This window comes from Streptomyces sp. NPDC026659 (assembly GCF_040638245.1).
GTDB lineage: Bacteria > Actinomycetota > Actinomycetes > Streptomycetales > Streptomycetaceae > Streptomyces.
Window position 1 is genome coordinate 35,837 of the sequence record NZ_JBEZXY010000009.1, and the last position, 21,793, is coordinate 57,629.

At 72.2% G+C, this 21,793-nt stretch carries 23 protein-coding genes; 14 read left to right on the forward strand and 9 right to left on the reverse strand.

The genetic code is table 11. The features are described 5' to 3' along the window. Positions 1-169: 169 nt before the first annotated feature. Positions 170-1,153 (forward strand): EamA family transporter, encoded by a 984-nt coding sequence (locus AB0E91_RS22615; RefSeq protein ID WP_361784719.1) that lies wholly within the window; start codon positions 170-172, stop codon positions 1,151-1,153. On the opposite strand, the gene AB0E91_RS22620 is transcribed toward AB0E91_RS22615, so the two are convergent. Then, positions 1,099-1,809 carry a pyridoxamine 5'-phosphate oxidase family protein gene (locus AB0E91_RS22620; RefSeq protein ID WP_361784722.1) on the reverse strand — a complete coding sequence of 237 codons (711 nt, stop codon included), beginning with the start codon at positions 1,807-1,809 and terminating at the stop codon, positions 1,099-1,101. The genes AB0E91_RS22615 and AB0E91_RS22620 overlap by 55 nt on opposite strands. Before the next feature lie 49 nt (positions 1,810-1,858). On the opposite strand from AB0E91_RS22620, the gene AB0E91_RS22625 reads away from it, so the two are divergent. Further along, the gene (locus tag AB0E91_RS22625) at positions 1,859-3,187 is read left to right on the forward strand and encodes an aminotransferase class I/II-fold pyridoxal phosphate-dependent enzyme (RefSeq protein WP_361784725.1); all 1,329 of its coding nucleotides are present in this window, start codon (positions 1,859-1,861) and stop codon (positions 3,185-3,187) included. A gap of 37 nt (positions 3,188-3,224) precedes the next feature. Here AB0E91_RS22625 and AB0E91_RS22630 read toward each other — a convergent pair whose 3' ends face one another. Then, positions 3,225-4,193: a DMT family transporter gene (locus tag AB0E91_RS22630; RefSeq protein ID WP_361784728.1), complete on the reverse strand. Its 969-nt coding sequence runs from the start codon at positions 4,191-4,193 to the stop codon at positions 3,225-3,227. Between the two features lie 74 nt (positions 4,194-4,267). Here AB0E91_RS22630 and AB0E91_RS22635 point away from each other — a divergent pair, with 74 nt between their 5' ends. Next, positions 4,268-5,170 (forward strand): LysR family transcriptional regulator, encoded by a 903-nt coding sequence (locus AB0E91_RS22635; RefSeq protein WP_361784731.1) that lies wholly within the window; start codon positions 4,268-4,270, stop codon positions 5,168-5,170. Between the two features lie 68 nt (positions 5,171-5,238). Here AB0E91_RS22635 and AB0E91_RS22640 read toward each other — a convergent pair whose 3' ends face one another. Further along, the gene (locus tag AB0E91_RS22640) at positions 5,239-5,709 is read right to left on the reverse strand and encodes a pyridoxamine 5'-phosphate oxidase family protein (RefSeq protein ID WP_161181652.1); all 471 of its coding nucleotides are present in this window, start codon (positions 5,707-5,709) and stop codon (positions 5,239-5,241) included. A gap of 116 nt (positions 5,710-5,825) precedes the next feature. Then, positions 5,826-6,254 carry a Rieske (2Fe-2S) protein gene (locus AB0E91_RS22645; RefSeq protein WP_361784734.1) on the reverse strand — a complete coding sequence of 143 codons (429 nt, stop codon included), beginning with the start codon at positions 6,252-6,254 and terminating at the stop codon, positions 5,826-5,828. Between the two features lie 189 nt (positions 6,255-6,443). Here AB0E91_RS22645 and AB0E91_RS22650 point away from each other — a divergent pair, with 189 nt between their 5' ends. From AB0E91_RS22650 to AB0E91_RS22680, 7 genes are all read left to right on the forward strand, one after another. Next, entirely contained in the window at positions 6,444-7,208 is a 765-nt protein-coding gene (locus AB0E91_RS22650) for a HipA family kinase (RefSeq protein WP_361784737.1), read from the forward strand. After that, a complete protein-coding gene (locus AB0E91_RS22655) occupies positions 7,205-7,654 on the forward strand; it encodes a DUF3037 domain-containing protein (protein ID WP_361784740.1) in 450 nt (149 codons plus the stop codon). The genes AB0E91_RS22650 and AB0E91_RS22655 overlap by 4 nt, the downstream gene beginning before the upstream one ends. A gap of 144 nt (positions 7,655-7,798) precedes the next feature. Continuing rightward, complete coding sequence (gene fabG / locus AB0E91_RS22660; protein WP_361784743.1) at positions 7,799-8,560, forward strand: 3-oxoacyl-ACP reductase FabG; 762 nt, start codon at positions 7,799-7,801, stop codon at positions 8,558-8,560. Positions 8,561-8,612: 52 nt separating this feature from the next. Further along, on the forward strand, positions 8,613-9,374 hold the full coding sequence (locus tag AB0E91_RS22665) for an SDR family oxidoreductase (protein ID WP_361784746.1): 762 nt from the start codon (positions 8,613-8,615) through the stop codon (positions 9,372-9,374). A 220-nt stretch (positions 9,375-9,594) separates the two neighbouring features. Beyond that, positions 9,595-11,172 (forward strand): ABC transporter substrate-binding protein, encoded by a 1,578-nt coding sequence (locus AB0E91_RS22670; RefSeq protein ID WP_361784749.1) that lies wholly within the window; start codon positions 9,595-9,597, stop codon positions 11,170-11,172. A 93-nt stretch (positions 11,173-11,265) separates the two neighbouring features. Next, complete coding sequence (locus tag AB0E91_RS22675; RefSeq protein ID WP_361784752.1) at positions 11,266-11,952, forward strand: uracil-DNA glycosylase; 687 nt, start codon at positions 11,266-11,268, stop codon at positions 11,950-11,952. Between the two features lie 138 nt (positions 11,953-12,090). Next, positions 12,091-12,600: a hypothetical protein gene (locus tag AB0E91_RS22680; protein ID WP_361784755.1), complete on the forward strand. Its 510-nt coding sequence runs from the start codon at positions 12,091-12,093 to the stop codon at positions 12,598-12,600. Between the two features lie 559 nt (positions 12,601-13,159). Here the strand turns inward: AB0E91_RS22680 and AB0E91_RS22685 are convergent. Beyond that, positions 13,160-13,711, reverse strand: a complete 552-nt coding sequence (locus AB0E91_RS22685; RefSeq protein WP_361784758.1) for a DinB family protein — start codon at positions 13,709-13,711, stop codon at positions 13,160-13,162. A gap of 121 nt (positions 13,712-13,832) precedes the next feature. Here AB0E91_RS22685 and AB0E91_RS22690 point away from each other — a divergent pair, with 121 nt between their 5' ends. Continuing rightward, positions 13,833-14,744: a Gfo/Idh/MocA family oxidoreductase gene (locus AB0E91_RS22690; protein WP_361784761.1), complete on the forward strand. Its 912-nt coding sequence runs from the start codon at positions 13,833-13,835 to the stop codon at positions 14,742-14,744. On the opposite strand, the gene lnt is transcribed toward AB0E91_RS22690, so the two are convergent. After that, the gene (lnt, locus tag AB0E91_RS22695; protein WP_361784764.1) at positions 14,662-16,245 is read right to left on the reverse strand and encodes an apolipoprotein N-acyltransferase; all 1,584 of its coding nucleotides are present in this window, start codon (positions 16,243-16,245) and stop codon (positions 14,662-14,664) included. The genes AB0E91_RS22690 and lnt overlap by 83 nt on opposite strands. Positions 16,246-16,376: 131 nt before the next feature. Here lnt and AB0E91_RS22700 point away from each other — a divergent pair, with 131 nt between their 5' ends. After that, complete coding sequence (locus tag AB0E91_RS22700) at positions 16,377-17,018, forward strand: DUF4291 domain-containing protein (protein ID WP_361784767.1); 642 nt, start codon at positions 16,377-16,379, stop codon at positions 17,016-17,018. A 72-nt stretch (positions 17,019-17,090) separates the two neighbouring features. Here AB0E91_RS22700 and AB0E91_RS22705 read toward each other — a convergent pair whose 3' ends face one another. Together AB0E91_RS22705 and AB0E91_RS22710 are read right to left on the reverse strand one after the other, a co-directional pair. After that, positions 17,091-17,969 carry an undecaprenyl-diphosphate phosphatase gene (locus AB0E91_RS22705; protein ID WP_361784770.1) on the reverse strand — a complete coding sequence of 293 codons (879 nt, stop codon included), beginning with the start codon at positions 17,967-17,969 and terminating at the stop codon, positions 17,091-17,093. A 154-nt stretch (positions 17,970-18,123) separates the two neighbouring features. Further along, positions 18,124-18,915 carry a VTT domain-containing protein gene (locus AB0E91_RS22710; protein WP_361784773.1) on the reverse strand — a complete coding sequence of 264 codons (792 nt, stop codon included), beginning with the start codon at positions 18,913-18,915 and terminating at the stop codon, positions 18,124-18,126. A 322-nt stretch (positions 18,916-19,237) separates the two neighbouring features. Between AB0E91_RS22710 and tuf the strand changes: the two genes are divergently transcribed. Next, positions 19,238-20,407: an elongation factor Tu gene (tuf, locus tag AB0E91_RS22715; protein WP_361784776.1), complete on the forward strand. Its 1,170-nt coding sequence runs from the start codon at positions 19,238-19,240 to the stop codon at positions 20,405-20,407. A gap of 74 nt (positions 20,408-20,481) precedes the next feature. Then, entirely contained in the window at positions 20,482-21,327 is an 846-nt protein-coding gene (locus tag AB0E91_RS22720; RefSeq protein WP_361784779.1) for a fused MFS/spermidine synthase, read from the forward strand. Between the two features lie 12 nt (positions 21,328-21,339). Here the strand turns inward: AB0E91_RS22720 and AB0E91_RS22725 are convergent, their stop codons facing one another. Next, the gene (locus AB0E91_RS22725; RefSeq protein ID WP_361784782.1) at positions 21,340-21,786 is read right to left on the reverse strand and encodes an SHOCT domain-containing protein; all 447 of its coding nucleotides are present in this window, start codon (positions 21,784-21,786) and stop codon (positions 21,340-21,342) included. Between the last annotated feature and the right edge of the window lie 7 nt (positions 21,787-21,793).

Consider the following 21,793-nt stretch of genomic DNA (forward strand, 5'->3'; position numbering starts at 1 on the left):
ACGCACTCGTCCTTCCGCCCCCGGCCGTCTGAGGCGGGCCTCCGGGAAGAACACGCCCGCGCATCACGCGCCGGGCGGGACGGTGCTGCCCGCAGACGAAGTCCGCGCGTCCGAGTCGGACGCCTTCCAACTTCCGCACTGATCCAGTGCGTTTCTGCGGAGAAACCTCGTGTCGAACGCTGTCTCCGGCCTGCCCGTCGGGCGTGGCCTGCTCTATCTGATCGTCACCGGTGCCACCTGGGGCACGGCGGGCGCCGTCGCCTCTCTGGTCTACCGGACCGGGGACATGGGCCCCTTGGCCCTGTCCTTCTGGCGCTGCGCGGCGGGACTCGTCCTGCTGGTCGCGGGCCGGCTGCTGCGCCGCGGCCGCCGCTCCACGGCCGCCGCCCCGCGTGACCGCGCCGCCCTGCTCCGGCAGGCGCTGGCCACCGGCGTCGGCCTGGCCGTCTTCCAGACCGCCTACTTCGCCGCCGTGGACGCCACCGGACTCGCCGTCGCCACGGTCGTGACCCTCGGCGCCGGTCCCGTGCTCATCGCGCTCGGCGCCCGGTTCCTGCTCGGGGAACGGCTGGGCGCAGGGGGTCTCCTGGCGGTCGTCGGCGCGCTCGCCGGTCTTGCCGTGCTCACCCTCGGCGGCTCGGGCGGTACCGTCCGCCCGGCGGGCGTCCTCTGTGCGCTCGGCTCGGCCGCCGGGTACAGCGCCATGACCCTGCTGACCCGCTGGTGGGGTCGTGCCGGAACGGGTGACGCGGGAGCCACCACGGTCGGCGCCTTCGCGGTCACCACCCTGTGCCTGCTGCCGTTCGCCCTCGTCGAGGGGCTGTTCCCGCACACCGGGCACCCCCTGCGGCTCCTCGCCCTGCTCGCCTACCTCGCCTCCGTCCCCACGGCCCTCGCCTACGCGCTCTACTTCGCGGGAGCCGCCGCCGTACGCTCCGCCACCGTCTCCGTGATCATGCTGCTTGAGCCGGTGACGGCCGCCGTCCTCGCCGTCGCCCTGCTGGGCGAGCGGCTGACGACGGCGACCGTCACGGGCACGCTGCTGATGCTCGGCGCGGTCGCGGCCCTCGCGGCGGGGGAGAGGAGGGCCGTGACGGGTCAGACCGCGGTGGTCGCGCGGTCCGAGGCGTCTTCCGTCAACGCCGCCAGGTAGCCGGGGAGTTCGAGTCCCGGTGCCAAGTCGCCGTTCGGCACCGGGACTTCGTAGCCCTTGCGGAGGGGGAGCACGCCTGCCCAGTGGGGGAGGGAGAGGTCCTCGGGCTCGTCGTTGGCGTCGCCCGTGCGGAGCTTGGCCGAGACCTCCGTGAGGTCGATGCGGATCACCGCGGTGGCGGCGAGCTCCTTCTTGTCGGCGGGGCGGGAGTCGGCGGAGCGGCCGGGGACGACCTGGTCCACGAGGGCGTCGAGGGCCATCGAGCGCTCCTCGGGGTCGGTGACCTGGTGGGCGATGCCGTGGACCATCACCGAGCGGTAGTTGATCGAGTGGTGGAAGGCGGAGCGGGCCAGGACCAGGCCGTCGACGTGGGTGACGGTCAGGCAGACCGGTAGGCCGGGGTCCTGCGTGGCGGTCATCCGCAGCGGGCGCGAACCCGTGGAGCCGTGCGCGTACAGCCGCTCGCCGACCCGGCAGTACAGCGTCGGCAGCACCACCGGGGCGCCGTCGCGGACGAAGCCGAGGTGGCAGACGTACCCCTCGTCGAGTATCGCGTGCACCAGTTCCTTGTCGTACGACGCGCGCGCGGCGGCCCGGGTGGGCACGGTGCGGTCGGTCGGCGTGTAGGCGGCGGGCTTCTCCTCGGTCCCCTGCATGGCGGCCCCTCCTTGGACTTTCTTATTGCACTAGTGCATAATCTGCTTTGTGCTAGGAGAGTATCCGATCGAAGGCCGCGGCGCAGCGGAGATCGCGGGCAGTGTCGAGCGCGCGGTGAGCAGTGGAGAGCTGCGACCGGGTCAAGTCCTGCCCCCGCTCAGGGAGTTGGCGTCCCGGCTCGGGGTGAATCCCAATACCGTCGCGGCCGCCTATCGCACCCTGCGCGAGCGCGGAGTCATCGAGACCGCCGGACGGCGGGGCAGCCGGGTGCGGCCCAAGCCCGCCACGACCGGGCGCGACGAGCTGCGTGTGGAGGTGCCGCCCGGGGTGCGGGACCTGTCCACCGGCAACCCCGACCCGGCCCTGCTGCCCCCGCTCGGCCCGGCGTTCGCCGACGCGGCCGCCCGCGCGGACCGCGCCCCCGTCCTCTACGGCACCGAGCCGGTCGACCCCGGCCTCGCGCGCGTCGCCCGCGCCGAACTCGACGCCGACGGCGTGCCCGAGGGTCCGCTGACCGTCACCTCCGGCTCCCTCGACGCCGTCGAACGGGTCCTCGCGGCCCACCTCAGGCCCGGCGACGCGGTCGCGGTGGAGGACCCCGGCTGGGGCAGCGTCCTGGACCTGGTCCCGGCGCTCGGGCTGCGCGCCGTACCCGTGCGCGTGGACGACGAGGGGCCGCGCGTGGCGGACCTGCGCGCCGCCCTGGACGCCGGGGCCCGCGCGCTGATCGTCACCGTCCGCGCCCAGAACCCCACCGGCGCCTCGGTGACCGCGTCGCGTGCGCGGGCGCTGCGGGCCGTACTGCGCGAGCACCCGGACGTGCTGCTGATCGAGGACGACCACGGCCACGGCTTCGTCGACCTTGCGCCGCATCCACTCGCGGGCGCCACCGCCCACTGGGCGTTCATCCGCTCGGTCTCCAAGAACTACGGCCCCGATCTGCGCGTCGCCGTCCTCACCGGGGACGCCCGCACCGTCGACCGGGTGCGCGGCCGGCAGCGGCTCGGACCCGGCTGGGTGAGCCTGCTGCTCCAGCGCGCGGTCGCCCGGCTGTGGTCCGACGGCGCGGTGGACGACTCGGTCGCGCGGTCCTACAGCGCGCGCCGCAAGGCGCTGACCGACGCGCTCGCACGGCGCGGGGTCACCGCGTACGGCCGCAGCGGCATGAACGTGTGGGTGCCGGTCCCGGACGAGACGGGCGCCGTCGCCCGGCTCCTCCAGTCCGGCTGGGCGGTCGCGCCCGGCGCCCGCTTCCGGCTCGACACCCCGCCCGGCGTCCGCATCACCGTCTCGCCGCTCGCGGAGGCGGACATCGAGCCGCTGGCGGACGCGGTGGCGGCGGCGGTACGGCCGTCACCGGCGCGGTCGTACGGGTGACACGGGTGCGCCTTTGCCGCCGGGGTCGGCCCGGCGGTCAGCTCTTCGGCCTGACCTGGGTGAGCGCGGCCCCCGCGAGGACGATCACCGCGCCCATCGGAGTGGTCCAGGCGATCGACTCGCCGAGGATCGCCACGCCCGCCGCCGTGGCGATGACCGGGATGAAGTAGGTCACCATCTGGGCGGTGGTGGGCCCGACTTCGGCGACGAGCCCGTACTGGATGAGCACCGCCACGCCCGTGCCGAGGGCGCCCAGCGCGGCCACCGCGAGCAGCGGGACGATCGCGAAGTGCGTCGGGACCGAAGTGAACAGGGGTGTGATGACGGTCAGTTGGAGAGTGGCCAGGAACAACTGCGTCCCGGTCATGGCGAGGTGCGAGTTGCCCGTGCCCGACAGGGTGCGGCGGACGTAGATCCAGCCGATCGGGTAGCACAGCGAGGCGAGCAGGGCCATGGCCGTGCCCGTGGCGTCGATGCCGTGGAAGCCCTGCCAGGCGCCGAGGACGGTCAGCACCCCGAGGAAGCCGAGGCCGAGCCCGGCGAAGCGGACCCGGCTCGGGCGGTCCTCGGAGAGCGCGACCAGGGAGAGGATCATGCCCCACAGCGGCGAGGTGGCGTTGCAGATGCCGGCCAGGGTGGAGGGGACGGTCAGCTCGGCGTAGGCGAAGAGGGAGAACGGGGCGGCGTTCAGGAAGAACGCGGCGACCGCCATGTGTCCCCAGGTGCGGGCCCCGCGCGGCGGCCGCTCGCGCTTGACGGCCATCGCCGCCGCGAGCACGGCCGTGCCGAACACCAGTCTGCCGAGGGTGACTTGGAACGGGGCGTAGGAGGACGTGCCGACCTTGATGAGGAGGAAACTGAAGCCCCAGATCAGGGACAGCACGCCGAAGCGCAGCCGCCAGTCGGTGCGGGGGCGCGGCGTGGCGTCCGGTGCGGCGGCGGAGGTGGATGCGGACGGGGACGCGGAGGCGGACTGTGCCGTGCGGGAAGGGGAGACCGTGCTCATGGCATCAAAGATGCGGGCCGCAACTTCGTAGCACAATCGAGAATTATCACGCGGTATCTTTTAGGATCGCTTACATGTTGAACTTGGAGCGCCTGCGCACCCTGGACGCCCTCGCCCGGCACGGCTCCGTCAGCGCCGCAGCCGCCGCGCTGCACGTCACCACCTCCGCCGTCTCGCAGCAACTGTGCAAGCTGGAGCGGGAGGTGGGTCAGCGGCTCCTCGCCAAGAACGGGCGCGGTGTCCGGCTCACGGACGCGGGCCGGCTGCTCTCCGAGCACGCCGCGCGCATCCTCTCCCGGGTCGAGCTGGCCCAGTCGGACCTGGAGGCGCACCGGGGGCAGGTCGTCGGCGAACTGCGCCTCTCGGCCTTCCCCACCGCCGCCCGGGGGCTGTTCCCCGACACGCTGGCCGGACTGCGTGCCCTGCACCCCAATCTGCGGGTGCGCTCCAGCGAGTTGGAGCCGGAGCGGGGCGTCGCCGGAGTCGTGCGCGGCGATCTCGACCTCGCGGTGGTGCTCGACTGGTACAACAAGCCGATGCCCGTCCCGGACGGCCTGGTCAAGGCGCCCCTGCTGGACGACCCGGCGGAGGTCGCGATCCCCGCCGGGCACCGGCTCGCGGGCCGCGACGAGGTGGACCTCGCCGAGTTCGCCGAGGACGAGTGGATCACCTGGGGCGAGGGCGAGTTCTGCCACGAGTGGCTGATCTTCACCCTGCGGTCCAGGGGAGTCGAACCCCTCGTCGGTCACCGGGCGGCCGAGACACACACCCAACTCGCGTTGGTCGCCGCAGGGTTGGGTGTGTGCATCGCACCCCTGCTGGGGCGCGACCCGGTGCCGCCGGGAGTGGTCCTGGTCCCGCTCAAGCAGCGGGTCCGCAGGCATGTGTACGTCGTCTGGCGGGCGGACGCCGACCGCCGTCCCTCGATCCGCGCGGCGGTCGAGGCGCTGCGGACGGCGGCCGCGCGGCTCGGCTGAGCCGACGCGATCCGTCGGCACGACGTGGCGCAAGTCCCGCCCTCCGTACGGGACTTGCGCACCGACTCCTACGCCCTGCCCAGCTTCCGGAAGTCCCAGGAGACGATCTTCTCCGGGGTGAGCCGGGCCCAGGCGTGCCGTCCGTCGTGCGGCATCTCGTCCAGGCCGAAGTTCTTGCGCGCGAACAGCGTCTCCACCGCGTCGAGTTCGGCACACAGCTCGCCCGTGCGCGGCACCTCGCCCACGAACTCCACCCGCCCGGACAGCTCGGCCCCGCGCAACTGGTCGTACTCCTCGCCCGCGTCCACCACCACCGCGACCCGGTGGTCACGGCTCAGCTGGGCCCAACGCCTGCTGCGCACCACGGAATAGAGCCACAGCGAGCTGCCGTCCCAGACGAACCACAGCGCGCTCACGTGCGGGGTGCCGTCCGCCGAGACGGTCGCGACCCGGCAGGTGCGCTGGACGGTCAGGAACGCGTCCAGCTCGCCCGGAGTCATCATGATCTTCCGACCCCGGCGCTGCTCGGTGACGGTCATACGGCCCCCTCTTCTCCCCAGTTGTCCAAGAGACACCCCCCGTGCCGATAACACCCCTGTGCCGCCGATCCTCTGACGCGTCGCCAGAAAAGGGAACGCGGCCCGGTGGAGCGTGATCAGGCCAGCTCGATCGTGTCGCCGGACACCTTGATCTCCTTCGCGGGCAGCCCCTGCGTCGCGGGCCCCTGCTTCACACTGCCGTCCTCCACCGAGAAACGGCTGTTGTGGCACGGGCACACGATCACCCCGTCGCTCACGCTGCCCACCGCGCACCCCTGGTGGGTGCACTTGGCGGAGAACGCCTTGTACGTCCCGGCCGACGGCTGGGTGACCACCACGCCCTCGTCCTTGAAGATCTTGCCGCCGCCCTCCGGGATGTCCGAGGTCTTGCCGAGCGTGGTGCCGGCCGCGCCACTGCCGACGGTGTCCGAACCGCCGTCCGAGCCGCAGGCCGCCAGTGCCACGGTGAGGCCGGCGGCACCGGCCGCCGCCATCACCGTACGCCGGGCGGGATTCGCTACGGGCTGGGACGATGCGCTGGTCATGAGGTGTTCCCTTCCGCCGGGATGGTCGTACGTGATCTGTCCGGGGGTACGGTCCGGCAGCACCACCCGTTCAGGCATGTGACCCGATCCTCACCGCTCGGGTATGAGGAGGGCGTAAGGCCCGCGCGTGGCCCCGTCGCGTGGCGGTGCACCGGAATCCGGCGCCAACCCGCGTTATAACCTGGGCAAATGCTGACCGAAGTCACGGCCACCCGGTACATCACGCCCCTGCGTGAGGGCGGCTCACTGCCGGGGCTCGTCGAGGGGGACGATCTCCGGGCGTACGTCATGAAGTTCACCGGCGCGGGGCAGGGCCGCAAGACACTCGTCGCCGAGGTCGTGTGCGGCGAGCTGGCGCGGCGGCTCGGCTTCCGGGTGCCCCGGCTGGTGACGCTCGGCCTCGATCCCGTGCTGGGGCTCGCCGAGCCCGAGCGGCAGGTGCAGGAGCTGCTGCGCTCCAGCGGGGGCGTCAATCTCGGCATGGACTTCCTCTCCGGTGCCCTCGGCTACGACCCGCTCGCCTTCCCGGTGACGCCCGAGGAGGCGGGCCGGATCGTCTGGTTCGACGCGCTGATCAACAACGTGGACCGCTCCTGGCGCAACCCCAATCTCCTGATGCACCAAGGGCAGTTGTGGCTCATCGACCACGGCGCCACCATGATCTGGCACCACAACTGGCCCTCCGCCGACGCCTCGGCCGCCCGCCCCTACGACGCCTCCGACCACGCGCTGGCCCGCTTCGCCCCGGACGTCGCCGCCGCTGCCGCCGAGCTGGCCCCGAAGGTCACCGAGGACCTCCTCGCCGAGGTCACCGCCGAGATCCCCGACGCGTGGCTGACCGGCGAGCCCGGCTTCGGCACACCGGACGACCTGCGCCGCGCCTACGCCCGGCCCCTGCTCGCGCGGGCGGTCTCCGTCCACGAGCGCATCAACGGCCTCCAGGAGAGCAAGTGAGCGAGCACCACATCCACATGGCCGGACATGTGGTCGAGCGCCACATCACCCGCACGGGCCAGGGCGGCGACCGCGATGTGTACGAGTACGCCCTGCTCCGTGTCGTGCCCCGCGTCGAGCGCGGCGAGCGGATCAACGCGGGGGTCGTCGTCTACTGCCGCGCCCACGACTACGTCGGCGCCCGCACCCACCTGGACGAGGCCCGGCTGCTCGCGCTCGACCCCGAGGCCGACGTGACCGGCATCCGGGCCGCGCTCGGTGCCGTCGAGCGGATCTGCGCGGGCGGCGAAGAGGCAGCTCAGGCCGCGGGCGACGACGCCGGGCGGCGCTTCCGCTGGCTGATCGCGCCCCGCTCCGCCGTCGTACAGCCGGGCTCGGTGCACACCGGGCTCACCACCGATCCGGTGGCCGAGACCGAACGGCTGCTCGACCTGCTGGTGAGGTAATGGATCACACCACCCGGTGTCCCGTTGACACCGGGTGCCAGGGCTTCTAGCGTCACGGGTGCGGAAGGTACTAAGCGGTCGCTCACCGCACTCGGGTCCTGTCCAGGGCCACTCGGGTTCTCTCAAGGGCGAGGAGAAGCAGCAATGTCCACCACTGAACAGCGGGTCGCGGTAGTCACCGGTGCGGCACGAGGGATCGGCGCCGCCACCGCCGTACGCCTGGCCGCCGAGGGTCACGCCGTCGCCGTGGTCGACCTGGACGAGGCCGCCTGCAAGGACACCGTCGAGAAGATCACCTCGGCCGGCGGCAAGGCCGTCGCGGTCGGCGCCGACGTCTCCGACGAGGCGCAGGTCGAGGCCGCCATCGCCCGGGTCGCCGAGGAACTGGGCGCGCCGACGATCCTCGTCAACAACGCCGGTGTGCTGCGCGACAACCTGCTGTTCAAGATGAGCGCGTCCGACTGGGACACCGTGCTGAACGTGCACCTGCGCGGCTCTTTCCTCATGGCCAAGGCCGTCCAGAAGCACATGGTGGACGCGGGCTTCGGCCGGATCGTCAACCTCTCCTCGTCCTCCGCGCTGGGCAACCGCGGCCAGGCCAACTACTCGGCCGCCAAGGCGGGTCTCCAGGGCTTCACCAAGACCCTCGCCATCGAGCTGGGCAAGTTCGGCATCACCGCCAACGCCGTCGCCCCCGGCTTCATCGCCACCGAGATGACCAAGGCCACCGCCGAGCGCGTCGGCATGGGCTTCGACGACTTCAAGAAGGCCGCCGCCACCCAGATCCCCGTGCAGCGCGTCGGTGAGCCCGAGGACATCGCCAACGCCATCGCCTTCTTCACCGGCGAGGCCGCCGGGTTCGTCTCCGGCCAGGTGCTGTACGTCGCCGGCGGACCGCTCGACTAGTCGCCCGGGCAGCTGAAGAACCTAGTCACTCGGGAATCTGAGGATCACGGACATGACTGAACTCCCGGAGCTCTCCGGCAAGGTCGCGCTCGTCACGGGCGCGAGCCGGGGCATCGGCTACGGCGTCGCGGAGGCCCTGATAGCGCGCGGCGACCGCGTGTGCATCACGGGCCGCAACGAGGAGGCGCTGAAGGAGGCCGTTGAGCGGCTCGGCGCCGAGCGCGTCATCGGCGTCGCGGGCAAGGCGCACGACCTCGACCACCAGAGCGCGGTCGTCGAGCGCACCATGGAGGCCTTCGGCCGCATCGACTTCCTGGTGAACAACGCGGGCACCAACCCGGTCTTCGGCCCCATCGCGGACGTCGACCTGAACGTCGCCCGCAAGGTGTTCGAGACCAACGTCGTCTCGGCGCTCGGCTTCGCCCAGAAGACCTGGCACGCCTGGCAGCGCGCGCACGGCGGCGCGATCGTCAACATCGCCTCCGTCGCGGGCCTCGCGCCCTCGCCGTTCATCGGCGCCTACGGCATCAGCAAGGCCGCCATGATCAACCTGACCCAGCAGCTGGCGCACGAGTTCGCGCCCAAGGTGCGGGTCAACGCGATCGCCCCGGCCGTGGTGAAGACCAAGTTCGCCGAGGCGCTCTACGAGGGCCGCGAGGCGGAGGCCGCTGCCGCCTACCCGCTGGGCCGGCTCGGCGTGCCCTCCGACATCGGCGGGGCCACCGCCTTCCTCACCTCCGAGCAGTCCGACTGGATCACCGGTCAGACGCTCGTCGTGGACGGCGGCATCTTCCTCAACGCCGGGGTGGGCTGACCCTCCCCGCGGGGGTCTCACGGCCTCTGACCGGCCGTCTCTTCCGGGCGCCGTTCCCCAGCGGAACGGCGCCCGGAGTGCTGTGCGGCGACCGGTCGCCGCGATGACAACGTCGTCACCGTCCGATCCGTCAACAACGGCTGTTTCAGGGGAGGTTCAGGAGGCGTATTGCTGCGGTATGGTCTGCCGACCTTGGTACGGCGGATCGAGGAGCGTGCGCGTGTTCAAGCGGAACCGATTCCTTCGAAGAGTCGCGGCGGCCGCGTCCATCAGTCTGGTGTCGGGGTGCGCCCTGCTCCCCGGCAGCGCCCGGACCGACGACGGCCCGATCGTCGTCGGCACCACCAGCGCCCCCAGCACCCTGGACCCGGCAGGCTCCTGGGACGGCTCCTGGGAACTGTTCCGCAACGTCTACCAGACGCTTCTCGCCTACCCCACCGGCGCCACCAGCCCCCAGCCCGACGCCGCCCAGAGCTGCGGCTTCTCCGACTCGGGCGGCACCACCTACCACTGCCGGCTGCGTCCGGGCATGACGTTCTCCGACGGCCACCCGCTCAACGCCCAGGCCGTGCAGGCGTCCATCAACCGCATCCGTGTCATCAACGCGCCGGGCGGCCCCGCCGGACTGCTCGGCAGCCTGGACCGGGTGGAGACCTCCGGCGACCGCGACGTGGTCTTCCACCTCAAGAAGCCCGACGCCACCTTCCCGTTCGTGCTGGCCACCCCCGCCATGTCGATCGTGGACCCGCGCGACTACCCCGCCCACTCCCTGCGCGACAAGGGCGGCATCCACGGCTCCGGCCCGTACCGCCTCGAGTCCTACGACGAGGGCAAGGAGGCCGTCCTCGTCCGCAACGACCGCTACGACGGCTACGCCAAGCGGCTCAACGACGCGGTGACCATCCGTTACTTCCAGGACTCCCGCTCCATGGTCAAGGCGCTGCGCGACAAGCGGATCGACGTCACCTATCGGGGTCTGGCCGCCGGTGACATCGTCACCCTCGAGAGGCAGGACCGGACCGACCTCCAGCTGATCGACGGCGCCGGGACCGACATCAGTTACCTGGTGTTCAACCCCAAGGACCCCTGGGCCCGGCAGGACGCCGTACGCCGGGCCGTCGCGCAGGTCGTCGACCGCGGGGCCATCGCGCACCGGGTCTACAAGGACACCGTGGACCCGCTGTACTCCATGGTCCCCAAGGGGCTGGTCGGGCACACCACGCCGTTCTTCGACACGTTCGGCGACCCGAGCACCGCCAAGGCCCGCAAGACCCTCACCGACGCGGGCATCACCCGGCGCGTCCCGCTCACCCTCTGGTACACCAGCGACCGCTACGGCTCCGAGACGGCTCTGATGTTCCAGGAGCTGAAGCGGCAGCTCGACGCCTCGGGGCTGTTCACGATCACCCTGAAGGCCCGGCCCTGGAAGAGCTATGTGGCCGGCTACCAGAAGGGCGAGTACCCGGTGTTCGGGCGCGGCTGGTTCCCGGACTTCCCCGACCCGGACAACTTCATCACGCCGTTCGTCGGCGAGAACAACGCGCTCGGCACGCCCTACCCGGCCAAGAAGATCACCTCGGTCCTGCTGCCCCGCTCGCGCGCGATGCGCGACCGCGCCGAGGTGGTCAAGGACCTGGGGGAGGCGCAGCAGCAGATCGCGGACGACGCGCGGCTGCTGCCGCTGTGGCAGGGACGGCAGTACGTCGCGGCCAACGGGGACATCTCCGGCGGGGAACGGTCCCTCGACCCCTCGACGATCATGACGATGTGGGAGCTGCACCGGAAGACCAGCTGGTGAGAGGGGGCGTACGGCATCCTCGCGTGCTCGTTGTCAGTGGTCGCCTGTAGGTTCTGAGTGCTGGAAATGACCGCACATCGTGAGGACGTTGACGTGACCGACATCGCCATGCTGCCCGAGTCCTGGCGCGGGGTACTGGGCGACGAGCTGGAGAAGCCCTACTTCAAGGAGCTGACCGAGTTCGTCGAGGAGGAGCGGGCGAAGGGCCCCGTCTACCCCCCGCGCGAGGAGGTTTTCGCGGCCCTCGCGGCGACGCCGTACGACAAGGTCAAGGTCCTCGTCCTCGGCCAGGACCCGTACCACGGCGAGGGCCAGGGGCACGGCCTGTGCTTCTCGGTGCGGCCCGGCGTGAAGACGCCGCCCTCGCTGCGGAACATCTACAAGGAGATGCGCGAGGAGCTGGACCTCCCGGTCCCGGACAACGGTTATCTGATGCCCTGGGCCGAGCAGGGTGTCCTGCTGCTGAACGCGGTGCTGACGGTGCGCGCGGGCGAGGCCAACTCGCACAAGAACAAGGGCTGGGAGAAGTTCACCGACGCGGTGATCCGCGCCGTGGCCTCCCGCCCCGACCCGGCGGTCTTCGTCCTGTGGGGCAACTACGCGCAGAAGAAGCTCCCCCTGATCGACGAGACCCGCCATGTCGTGGTCAAGGGCGCGCACCCCTCGCCCCTGTCCGCCAAGCGGTTCTTCGGCTCCCGCCCGTTCACCCAGATCAACGAGGCGATCGAGAAGCAGGGGCACGAGGCGATCGACTGGCGGATTCCGAACCTGGCGGGCTGAGACAGGCCCTGGGGGGATGCCGGTTCGGGTGTGTCACCCCGGCGTACGGGGCCGCCTGCCCGGCATCTCCACCGGCTGCGGCTAGCGTCGGGGCAGGCGGGCCGGACAGCGGCCCGGCGTGACGGCTCGGAGGGCGCGGTGGCGGAGCGGCAGGAGCAGGCGGCGCCGGATGCCCTGCTGACCCGGATCGGGCAGGTCGTGATGCTGCACCACGGCGGCGACCGCGAGGAGGCCAGACGCCGCCTCCTGGAGCTGTGGGCCGAGACGGCCGAGGCCGGCGACCCGCTCCACCGCTGCACCCTGGCCCACTACCTCGCCGACACCCAGGACGACCCCGACGCCGAACTCGCCTGGGACCTCCGGGCGTTGTCGGCGGCCCAGGAGCTGACCGGCGCCGATCCCTCGCCGGTCGGGGGCTTCTACCCCTCCCTCCACCTCAACCTCGCCGCCGACTACCTCAAGCTGGGCCGCTCCGACGCCGCCCGCACCCACCTCCGCCGCGCCCGGCACGCCGCCGACTCCCTCGCGGACGACGGCTACGGGACGGGGGTCCGGGCGGCCATCAGCCGCCTGGAACTGCGTCTCGGCCCGTCCGGGGGCGGGGACGGCGAGGGCTTCGGACCGCCGCGCCAGCGGCCGGTGGGGTAACGGAGGCGCCGGACCGCTCCCACACCCTCAACGCCCGTACGCGCGACCGCAGATCACCGACGCCGGGCTGTCCTTCCGCCAGCCGCCGTACTTGCGGCCCAGTGCGCAGATGTCCGGGGCTTTGACGGTCGGGCGGGGTGGGGTCGCGGGGGCCGGGCGCGGGGCGCTTCGCGGGTTCCGGCTGGTGGGAGTCGGGTGCGGAGCGGGGGGTGCGGGCGGGGGAGCGGACGGCTTGGCCGATGTGGGTGAGGGCGTGGGGTCCTGCGGGGGCGGTCCCATCCGGGCCAGGGCCTCGCGGGCGGGCGCCTGCACCGGGCGGGGGGTCGCCGTGCCCGCCGCCGGACGGGGGGCGACAGGAGCCGGGCCATGTACGGTCACGCAGGCGGTGAGGGCCGAGACGGCCACGGTGACCCAGAGCGCTGCGGTGGTCGTCGGTCGATGCACCCGGGCAACTCTGCTGGCCGGGCCGCCGCATTGGCATCAGCTACGCACGGGTGATCCACTCGCAGGAGTGATCGCGTCGCCCGCAGGGAGGACGTGCGCGTACCGGGGGTGACGCTCACTCGCCGGTGCGGCCGTCTATCCGTTCGCGCAGCAGGTCGGCGTGGCCGTTGTGGCGGGCGTACTCCTCGATCATGTGGGTGTAGATCCAGCGGAGGCTGTAGCGCTCCTCGTTGTTCGGGCGCCGCTTGCCGAGTCCGAGGTCGTCCAGCTCGAAGCGGGCCGCGTTGGTCCGGGCCGTCGCTATCTCGGCCTGCCAGACGGCGTACGCGTCCTTCCAGGTGTCCGCCTCGGTGAGGTGGAGGTCGCCGTCCGGGTCCTCGTCGCTCCAGTAGATCCACCCCTGGTCGTCACCGGCCAGCACCTTGCGGAACCAGGACCGCTCCACGTCGGACATGTGCCGCACCAGGCCCATCAGCGACAGGTCGGACGGTGGCACGGACGCGGTGCGCAGCTGCTCGTCGGTCAGGTCCTCGCACTTCCAGGCGAGGGTCCGGCGGTGGTACTCGAGCCAGCCCTCCAGCATGGCGCGTTCACCGACGGTCAGGTCGGGGCAGTGGCGGTCGGCGGGCGCGTGGTCCTCGGCGGGGGCCTGGCTTTCGGCAGTCATGATCGGCATCCTCGCAGCCGGGCCCCGGCGGCGACAGGGGGTTTCCGCGGCCCTCCGACGAGACCCGGCCGCCGTATCCTTCCGCAGAGGAACACACGGAGTACCGCCACTAGGAGAGCATGTGAAGGTCGGCTGCATCGGACTCGGGGACATCGCGCGGAAGGCCTACCTTCCGGTGCTCGGCACACTGCCCGGGGTCGACCTCCACCTCCAGACCCGCACCCCCGCCACCCTGACGGCCGTGGCGGACTCGCTGCACCTGCCGGAGGAGCGGCGGCACGAGAGCCTGGACTCCCTCCTGGACGCGGGACTCGACGCCGCCTTCGTGCACGCGCCCACCGCCGTCCACCCTGAGATCGTCACCCGGCTCCTCGAAGCGGGCGTCCCCACCTACGTGGACAAGCCGCTCGCCTACGAACTCGCCGACGCCGAGCGGCTGGTGGCGCTCGCCGAGGAGCGGGGCGTCTCCCTGTTCGTCGGCTTCAACCGCCGGTACGCCCCCGCGTACGCGCAGTGCCTGGAGCACCCGCGCGAGCTGATCATCCTCCAGAAGAACCGGGTCGGGCTGCCCGAGGAGCCCCGCTCGATGGTCCTGGACGACTTCATCCACGTCGTGGACACCCTGCGCTTCCTGGTGCCGGGCCCGATCGACGACGTCACCGTGCGCTCCCGCTCCGAGAACGGGCTGCTGCACCACGTCGTGCTCCAGCTCGCCGGTGACGGCTTCACCGCGCTCGGCGTCATGAACCGGCTCAGCGGCTCCGCCGAGGAGGTCCTGGAGGTCTCCGGACAGGACACCAAGCGCCAGGTCGTCAACCTCGCCGAGGTCATCGACCACAAGGGCCAGCCGACCCTGCGACGGCGCGGCGACTGGGTGCCCGTCTCCCGGCAGCGCGGCATCGAGCAGGCCGTCCTCACCTTCCTCGACGCCGTCCGCGCGGGCAGGACGCTCAGCGCCGGGGACGCGCTGGCCACCCACGAACTGTGCGAGCGGATCGTACGAGCGGTTCAGGACCCGTCCGGCGCGGCCTGAGCGTCCGTACGCCCTCCACCGCGCCCAGCGAGGCCAGCACCAGGAGCGCGCCGCGCACCGCCCAGTCGCCGTGGCGGACGTACGGGGTGACGCCGCGCGCGAGCGGTACGTCGTAGACGCGGGCGGTGTCCGCGTCCGTACCGAGCCAGGGGCCGAGGCGCCGGCCGTCCGGGCCGTAGACGGCGCTCACCCCGGTCAGGGTGGCGTGCACCATCGGGCGGCCGGTCTCGGCGGCGCGCAGCGCGGCCAGCGAGGCGTGCTGCTCCGGGGCCCAGCTGCCCTGGAAGGTCGAGGTGGAGGACTGGCCGAGCAGGACGCCCGCGCCGTCGTCCGCGAGGTGGCGGCTCATGTCCGGGAACGCGGTCTCGAAGCACACCAGCGGGCCTATCCGCAGCCCGTGCCCGGCGTCCATCACGACCTGCTCGGTACCCCGGTGCCGGTCCTCGCCCGCCGCCCTGCCCACCGACGTGGCCCAGCCGAGCAGGGAGCGGGCCGGTATGTACTCCCCGAAGGGGACCAGCCGCATCTTGTCGTACCGCTCACCGGTCGGGCCGTCCGGGCCGATCAGGACCGAGCTCTTGTAGACGCCGGGGCGGTCGGAGCGGCGGGCGTCCACGTTCACCAGCACATCGGCGCCGGTCAGCCGGGACAGCGCGGCGAGCCGGCGGGCGAGATCCGGGCGGGCGGCGAGATCGTGCCCGACGCTGCTCTCGCCCCACACCACCAGGTCCAGGTCCTGCCCGGCCAGGCTCCGGGTCAGCCGCTCCTCGCGGTCGAAGCGGTCGTCCACGCTGCGCGGGCCCTCCACGACACCGGGCTGTACGACGGCGATCCGGGCGGTCCCCTCCGTCGCGGGGCGCGGCGCCCACGCCCAGGCGGCCGAGGTCGCGGCGGCGGTGGCGAGCAGCGAGGCCGCGGCGGGCAGCCGGGCCGCGCGCACCGCGATCAGCGCCGCGACCGCCACGTTCATGGCCACCACCAGCCAGCTCAGCAGCCAGACGCCGCCCACGGAAGCGAGTCGCAGCGCGGGCTCCACCTCCCACTGACTCGCACCGAGCATCCCCCACGGGCCGCCGAGCCCCTGCCAGGACCTGACCAGCTCCACCGCCAGCCACGCCGAGGGCAGCACGGCCATCGCCGCCGCGCACCGACCCGGCGACGGCATCCCGCCCAGCAGCCTGCGGACCAGCCAGCCCCACGGCGCCCACAGCGCACCGAGCAGCGCGGCGATCAGGAAGATGAACACGTGCAGGCTCGGCAACAGCCAGTTGTGCACCGCGAGCAGAAACCCGAATCCGCCGCACCAGCCGTCGTACGCCGCCCTGCGCGCGCTCGGCGCGGACCGGGCCAGCAATATCCACGGCACGAGCGCGACGTACGCGAACCACCACCACGCGGGGCCCGGAAACGCGAGCACGGGCAGCGTCCCCGCGACCGCGGCGACCCCGGAGCGCCGCCAGCGCCCCTCGACCCACCGCCCGGCATCCCACGCACCGCTCATCCGGAGTCTCCCCACTCCTTGGGCTTGGTTCCAGTGTGCGCCGGGTGGGCGATCCAGGACAGGGGCCCGGGTGCTGCCCACTCCGGGGATATTCGGTTGTGCGGACACGGCCGCCGTTCGAATCTGGCGCGATGAACGACCGATTCACCACGAGCGAGCCGAAGCACCGCATCCGGGCCCGGTACACGGACTCCACGATCACCGTCTACCAGGCGTACACACCCGCGATCGGCGTCCCCGCGGCACGCGACGGCCGGTTTCCCCCGGCGTGGAAACGGGACCGGATGACATGGATCAAGCCGTCGTTCCTGTGGATGATGTACCGCTGCGGATGGGCGGCCAAGGAGGGCCAGGAGACCGTCCTCGCCGTCGAGATCAGCCGGGACGGCTTCGCATGGGCGCTGCGGAACGCCTGCCTGTCGCAGTACACACGGGGCGTGCACGAGAGCCAGGCCGTCTGGAAGCGGGAGCTGCGGCGGGCACCGGCCCGTGTGCAGTGGGACGGGGAGCGGGACCTGCGACTCGAACCGCTGCCGTACCGGTCGTTGCAACTCGGTCTCGGTGGTGAGGCGGCGGTGCGGTACGCCGACGAGTGGATCGTGGGCATCGAGGACGTGACGCCGCTGGCGTGCGAGGTGCACGCGGAGGTGCGGGCGGGACGGCTCGATCGCGCGGCGGCGCTGCTGCCCGAGGAACGGCCGTACCCCATGGGGGCGTTCGCGCATCTGGGGGTGCAGCCCGAGGCGACGCGCCACGCACCGGCAGGGGAGTGACGGAGCCGGGCGCAGTCCCGCAGCGCGTCCTTGCCACGGATGACGCCGTCACCGCCGAGCAACTGTGCGGGGTCAGCCCGCCGACTCCGCCGCGTGCGGGCTCAGTACGCCCATGCTCACCAGGACGATGATCACGATGCCCAGGGCGATGCGGTACCAGACGAAGGGCATGAAGCTCTTGTTGGAGATCCACTTCATGAACCAGGCGATCACCGCATAGCCCGAACCGAACGCGATCACCGTCGCGAACAGTGTCGGCCCCCACGACACGGCACCGCTCTCGTCCAGCGAGTGCTTCACCTCGAAGACGCCGGAGGCGAGGACCGCGGGGATGGCGAGGAGGAAGGAGTAGCGGGCGGCGGCCTCGCGGCGGTAGCCCATGAAGAGGCCGCCGCTGATGGTGGCGCCGGAGCGGGAGACGCCGGGGATCAGGGCGCAGGCCTGGCAGAGGCCGAAGATGAGGCCGTCGCGGACGCTCAGGTTCTCCAGCGACTTGCGCTGCTTGGGGGAGCGGTGGCGGGCGCCGGACTCGTCGCGGGCTGCGAGCCGGTCGGCGATGCCTATCAGGACGCCGACGACGATCAGCATCGTGGCCGTGATCCGCAGATCGCGGAACGGGCCCTCGATCTGGTCCTTGAGCGTCACACCGAGCACACCGATCGGGATCGAGCCGACGATCACCAGCCAGCCCATCCGCGCGTCGTGCGACCCGCGCGCCGCCTTGTCGAACAGCGAGCGGAACCACGCCGTCACGATCCGCCCGATGTCCTTGCGGAAGTAGATCAGCACCGCCGCCTCCGTGCCGATCTGGGTGATCGCCGTGAAGGCCGCGCCGGGGTCCTTCCAGCCCGAGAACGCCGCGGTCAGCCGCAGATGGGCGCTGGAGGACACGGGCAGGAACTCGGTGAGCCCCTGGACGAGTCCCAGGACGAGGGATTCAAACCAAGACATGGCGGCAGGAGGTCCAAGCGCTCGGAAAAGAAGGCGTGATCATGTGACGGGGGCAGCGTAGCGGGCCCCGATGGCAAAGACCTCATCGGGGGTTGGTCATGGGATGGTCATCCGGGTCGCCGGTCCGCCGCGACTTCTGTAAAGCGCCTTGTCTTCAACTGCCGTTCAGATGATGCCGCTTGCGCCACGCCACCCACGTCCCCGCCAGCGCCGGTACGGCGATGCAGGCCATCGCGATCAGAAAGGCGGGCGAGGTCGGCGCCGAGGCGCGGGCGCCCGCGACGGCGTACGCGGCCGTGTTCGGGACGGAGCCCAGCGCCGTGGCGAGCAGGAACGGTGTGAGCCGCATCCGGGAGACGGCGGCGCAGTAGTTCGCCGCCCAGAACGGCACGCCGGGGAAGAGCCGCGCCGCCAGCATCGAGCGGAAGCCGTGCCGGCTCAACTGCCCGTCCGCCGCCCGCAGCCAGCGCCCGCGCAGCAGGGGACGCAGCGCGTCCTGGCCCAGCGCCCGGCCCAGTACGAAGGCCAGCCCCGCGCCGAACACCGTGCCCGCGAGCGCCGAGGTCAGCCCCAGCGGGGAGCCGAACAGCGCGCCCGCGGCGAGGTTCAGCAGGGGACGCGGTACGAACGCCACCGTGCACAGGCCGTACCCCGCCGCGAACACGGTGGCCGCCGCCAACCCGCTGAATCCTGGCGGCAGTTGCCGCGTCAGCAGTTGCTGCGGCGCGAACGCCAGCACACATGCGGCGCCGCCCGCGAGCAGGAGGAGCAGCAATGCCAGGCGGGCGTACGGAGAGAGGAGGACGGCGGCTCCGCGCGCGGCGAATCCCCGGCGCGCGAGGGCCGGTTCGGGAACAACTGCGGAAACAGCGAGCGCGGATTCGGCGACGGTGGCCCGGGGAGTGGCCATGACGGTGCCCCCAGAGCGGTTGGTGGCAGCGGGCATCCGGTGACCCTAACCGACGCGGGGGTGTGATCGGTGTACGGAAGGCGGCCGCCGGGCGCACCCCGCCCGTGAAAAACCGTTCGACGTGGAGCGACGCGTCCGCGATGATCTGCCTCATGTTCCGGTACGCCTTCCTCCTCGCAGCATCCGCAGTCGCGGATGCGCCGAAGGCTGCCGTCCCGTTCCTCGTGGCCGCTGTCGACGGCGCCCGAAGCTGACCCTCTCCGGATCGTCCGGCGGACCCCGCAGGGGGAGGGTCGGAGAGTCACCGGGGTCCCCGCGCGTTCGCGCGCCTCACGCATCACCATCACGAGGATCTCCCATGCCCAAGACGGCATACGTGCGCACCAAGCCGCACCTCAACATCGGCACCATGGGCCACGTCGACCACGGCAAGACGACCCTGACCGCCGCCATCACCAAGGTCCTGGCCGAGCGTGGCACCGGCACCTTCGTGCCGTTCGACCGCATCGACCGGGCCCCGGAGGAGGCCGCGCGCGGCATCACCATCAACATCGCGCACGTCGAGTACGAGACCGACACCCGGCACTACGCCCACGTGGACATGCCGGGCCACGCCGACTACGTCAAGAACATGGTCACCGGCGCCGCGCAACTCGACGGCGCGATCCTGGTCGTCTCCGCGCTCGACGGGATCATGCCGCAGACCGCCGAACACGTGCTGCTCGCCCGGCAGGTGGGCGTGAACCATTTGGTGGTCGCGATGAACAAGGCCGATGTCGGCGACGAGGAGCTGGCCGACCTGGTCGAGCTGGAGGTCCGCGAGCTGCTCACCGCCCAGGGCTACGACGGCGACGCCGTACCCGTCGTACGCGTCTCCGGGCTCAAGGCCCTTGAGGGCGACCCGCGTTGGACGGCCTCCATCGAGGCGCTGCTCGACGCGGTGGACACCTACGTGCCCATGCCGGAGCGGTATCTGGACGCGCCGTTCCTGCTCCCGGTGGAGAACGTGCTCACCATCACCGGGCGCGGCACGGTCGTCACCGGTGCCGTCGAGCGCGGGACCGTGCGGGTCGGGGACCGGGTGGAGGTGCTCGGCGCGGAGGTGGAGAGCGTCGTCACCGGTCTGGAGACCTTCGGCAAGCCGATGGACGAGGCGCAGGCCGGGGACAACGTGGCGCTGCTGCTGCGCGGGGTGCCCCGCGACGCGGTCCGGCGCGGGCATGTGGTGGCGGCGCCGGGCAGTGTGACGCCCGGCCGCCGGTTCACGGCCCGGGTGTACGTCCTCTCGGCGCGCGAGGGCGGCCGTACGACCCCGGTCACGACCGGTTACCGGCCGCAGTTCTACATCCGCACCGCCGACGTGGTCGGGGACATCGACCTGGGCGAGACGGCGGTCGCGCGGCCCGGTGACACGGTCGAGATGACCGTCGAGCTGGGCCGCGAGGTCCCGCTGGAGCCGGGGCTCGGCTTCGCCGTCCGCGAGGGCGGGCGGACGGTCGGCGCCGGGACGGTGACCTCGGTGGAGTGAGCACGGGGGTGCGCGGGGACGGGCGGCCGCCCCCGCGCACACGGGTACGGCTCCGGTCGGGGGAGAATGGTTCCGTGACCGAAGCCATACCCGTGACCAGGACCGTCGACCACGGCACCGCCAAGCTGATGCCCGACGTCGACCGGGAGCGGGCCTGGCTGCTCACCGTGGACGGGGCGCCCCAGTCGTACGTCGACCTGGACGACCCCGCGCATCTGGAGTTCGAGTACGCGCGACGGCTCGGGCACGCCCTCGACGTGGCCGGCGAGGACGGCCGCCCGCTGGACGTGCTGCACCTCGGCGGCGGCGCGCTCACCCTGCCCCGGTACGTCTCCGTGACCCGGCCCGGCTCCCGGCAGGACGTGGTGGAGGCCGACCGGGGCCTCGCGGAACTGATCGCCGAGCACCTTCCGCTGCCGCCGGGCTCGGGCATCGCGGTCCACACCGCCGACGCCCGGACCTGGCTGGAGGGCGCCCCGGACGACAGCGCGGACGTCCTGGTCGCGGACGTCTTCGGCGGCTCCCGCGTCCCCGCCCACCTCACCTCGCTTGGCTACGCGGCCGAGGCCGCGCGGGTGCTGCGGCCCGACGGCGTCTATCTGGCGAACCTCGCGGACGGCACGCCGTTCACCTTCCTCCGCTCCCAACTGGCCACCTTCGGCGCCCTGTTCGAGGAGCTGGCGCTGATCGCGGAACCGGGCGTACTGCGCGGACGCCGCTTCGGCAACGCCGTACTCCTCGCCTCCCACCGCCCCCTGGACCTGACGGCCCTGGCCCGCCGCACCGCCGCCGACGTCTTCCCGGCCCGCGTCGAACACGGCCCCGCGCTGCGGAAGTTCACCGGCGCGGCACGCCCGGTCGAGGACGGGGACGCCGTACCCTCACCCGAGCCGCCGGACGGGACCTTCGGCATCGGGTGAGCCACGTCGCGGTCAGGCGGACGGCGTTCCCGGTCGGGGATTCTCCGAGGGGGTGCCACCGGCGAGGACCATGTCCTTCGCGCGCTGGAACTCCTCCTGCGTGATGTCGCCCCGCGTGCGGAGTTCGGAGAGCTTGGCCAGCTGATCGGCGCTGTTCGGGCCCGGCCCGCCCGCCGCCTCCTTGACGTAGGCGTCGAAGGCCGCGCGCTGCTCCGTCATGTGCTTGCGCTCGCGTCGGCCCATGTCCTTGCCGCGGGCGACGACGTACACGAAGACGCCGAGGAAGGGCAGCAGGACCACGAACACCAGCCAGCCGGCCTTCGCCCACCCGTGCAGGGAATCGTCGCGGAAGATGTCGACGATGACCTTGAAGAGCAGGAAGAACCACATGATCCACAGGAAGAACCACAGCATGGTCCAGAAGGCGTTCAGCAGGGGGTAGTCGTACGCGAGAGTCATCGGTGCT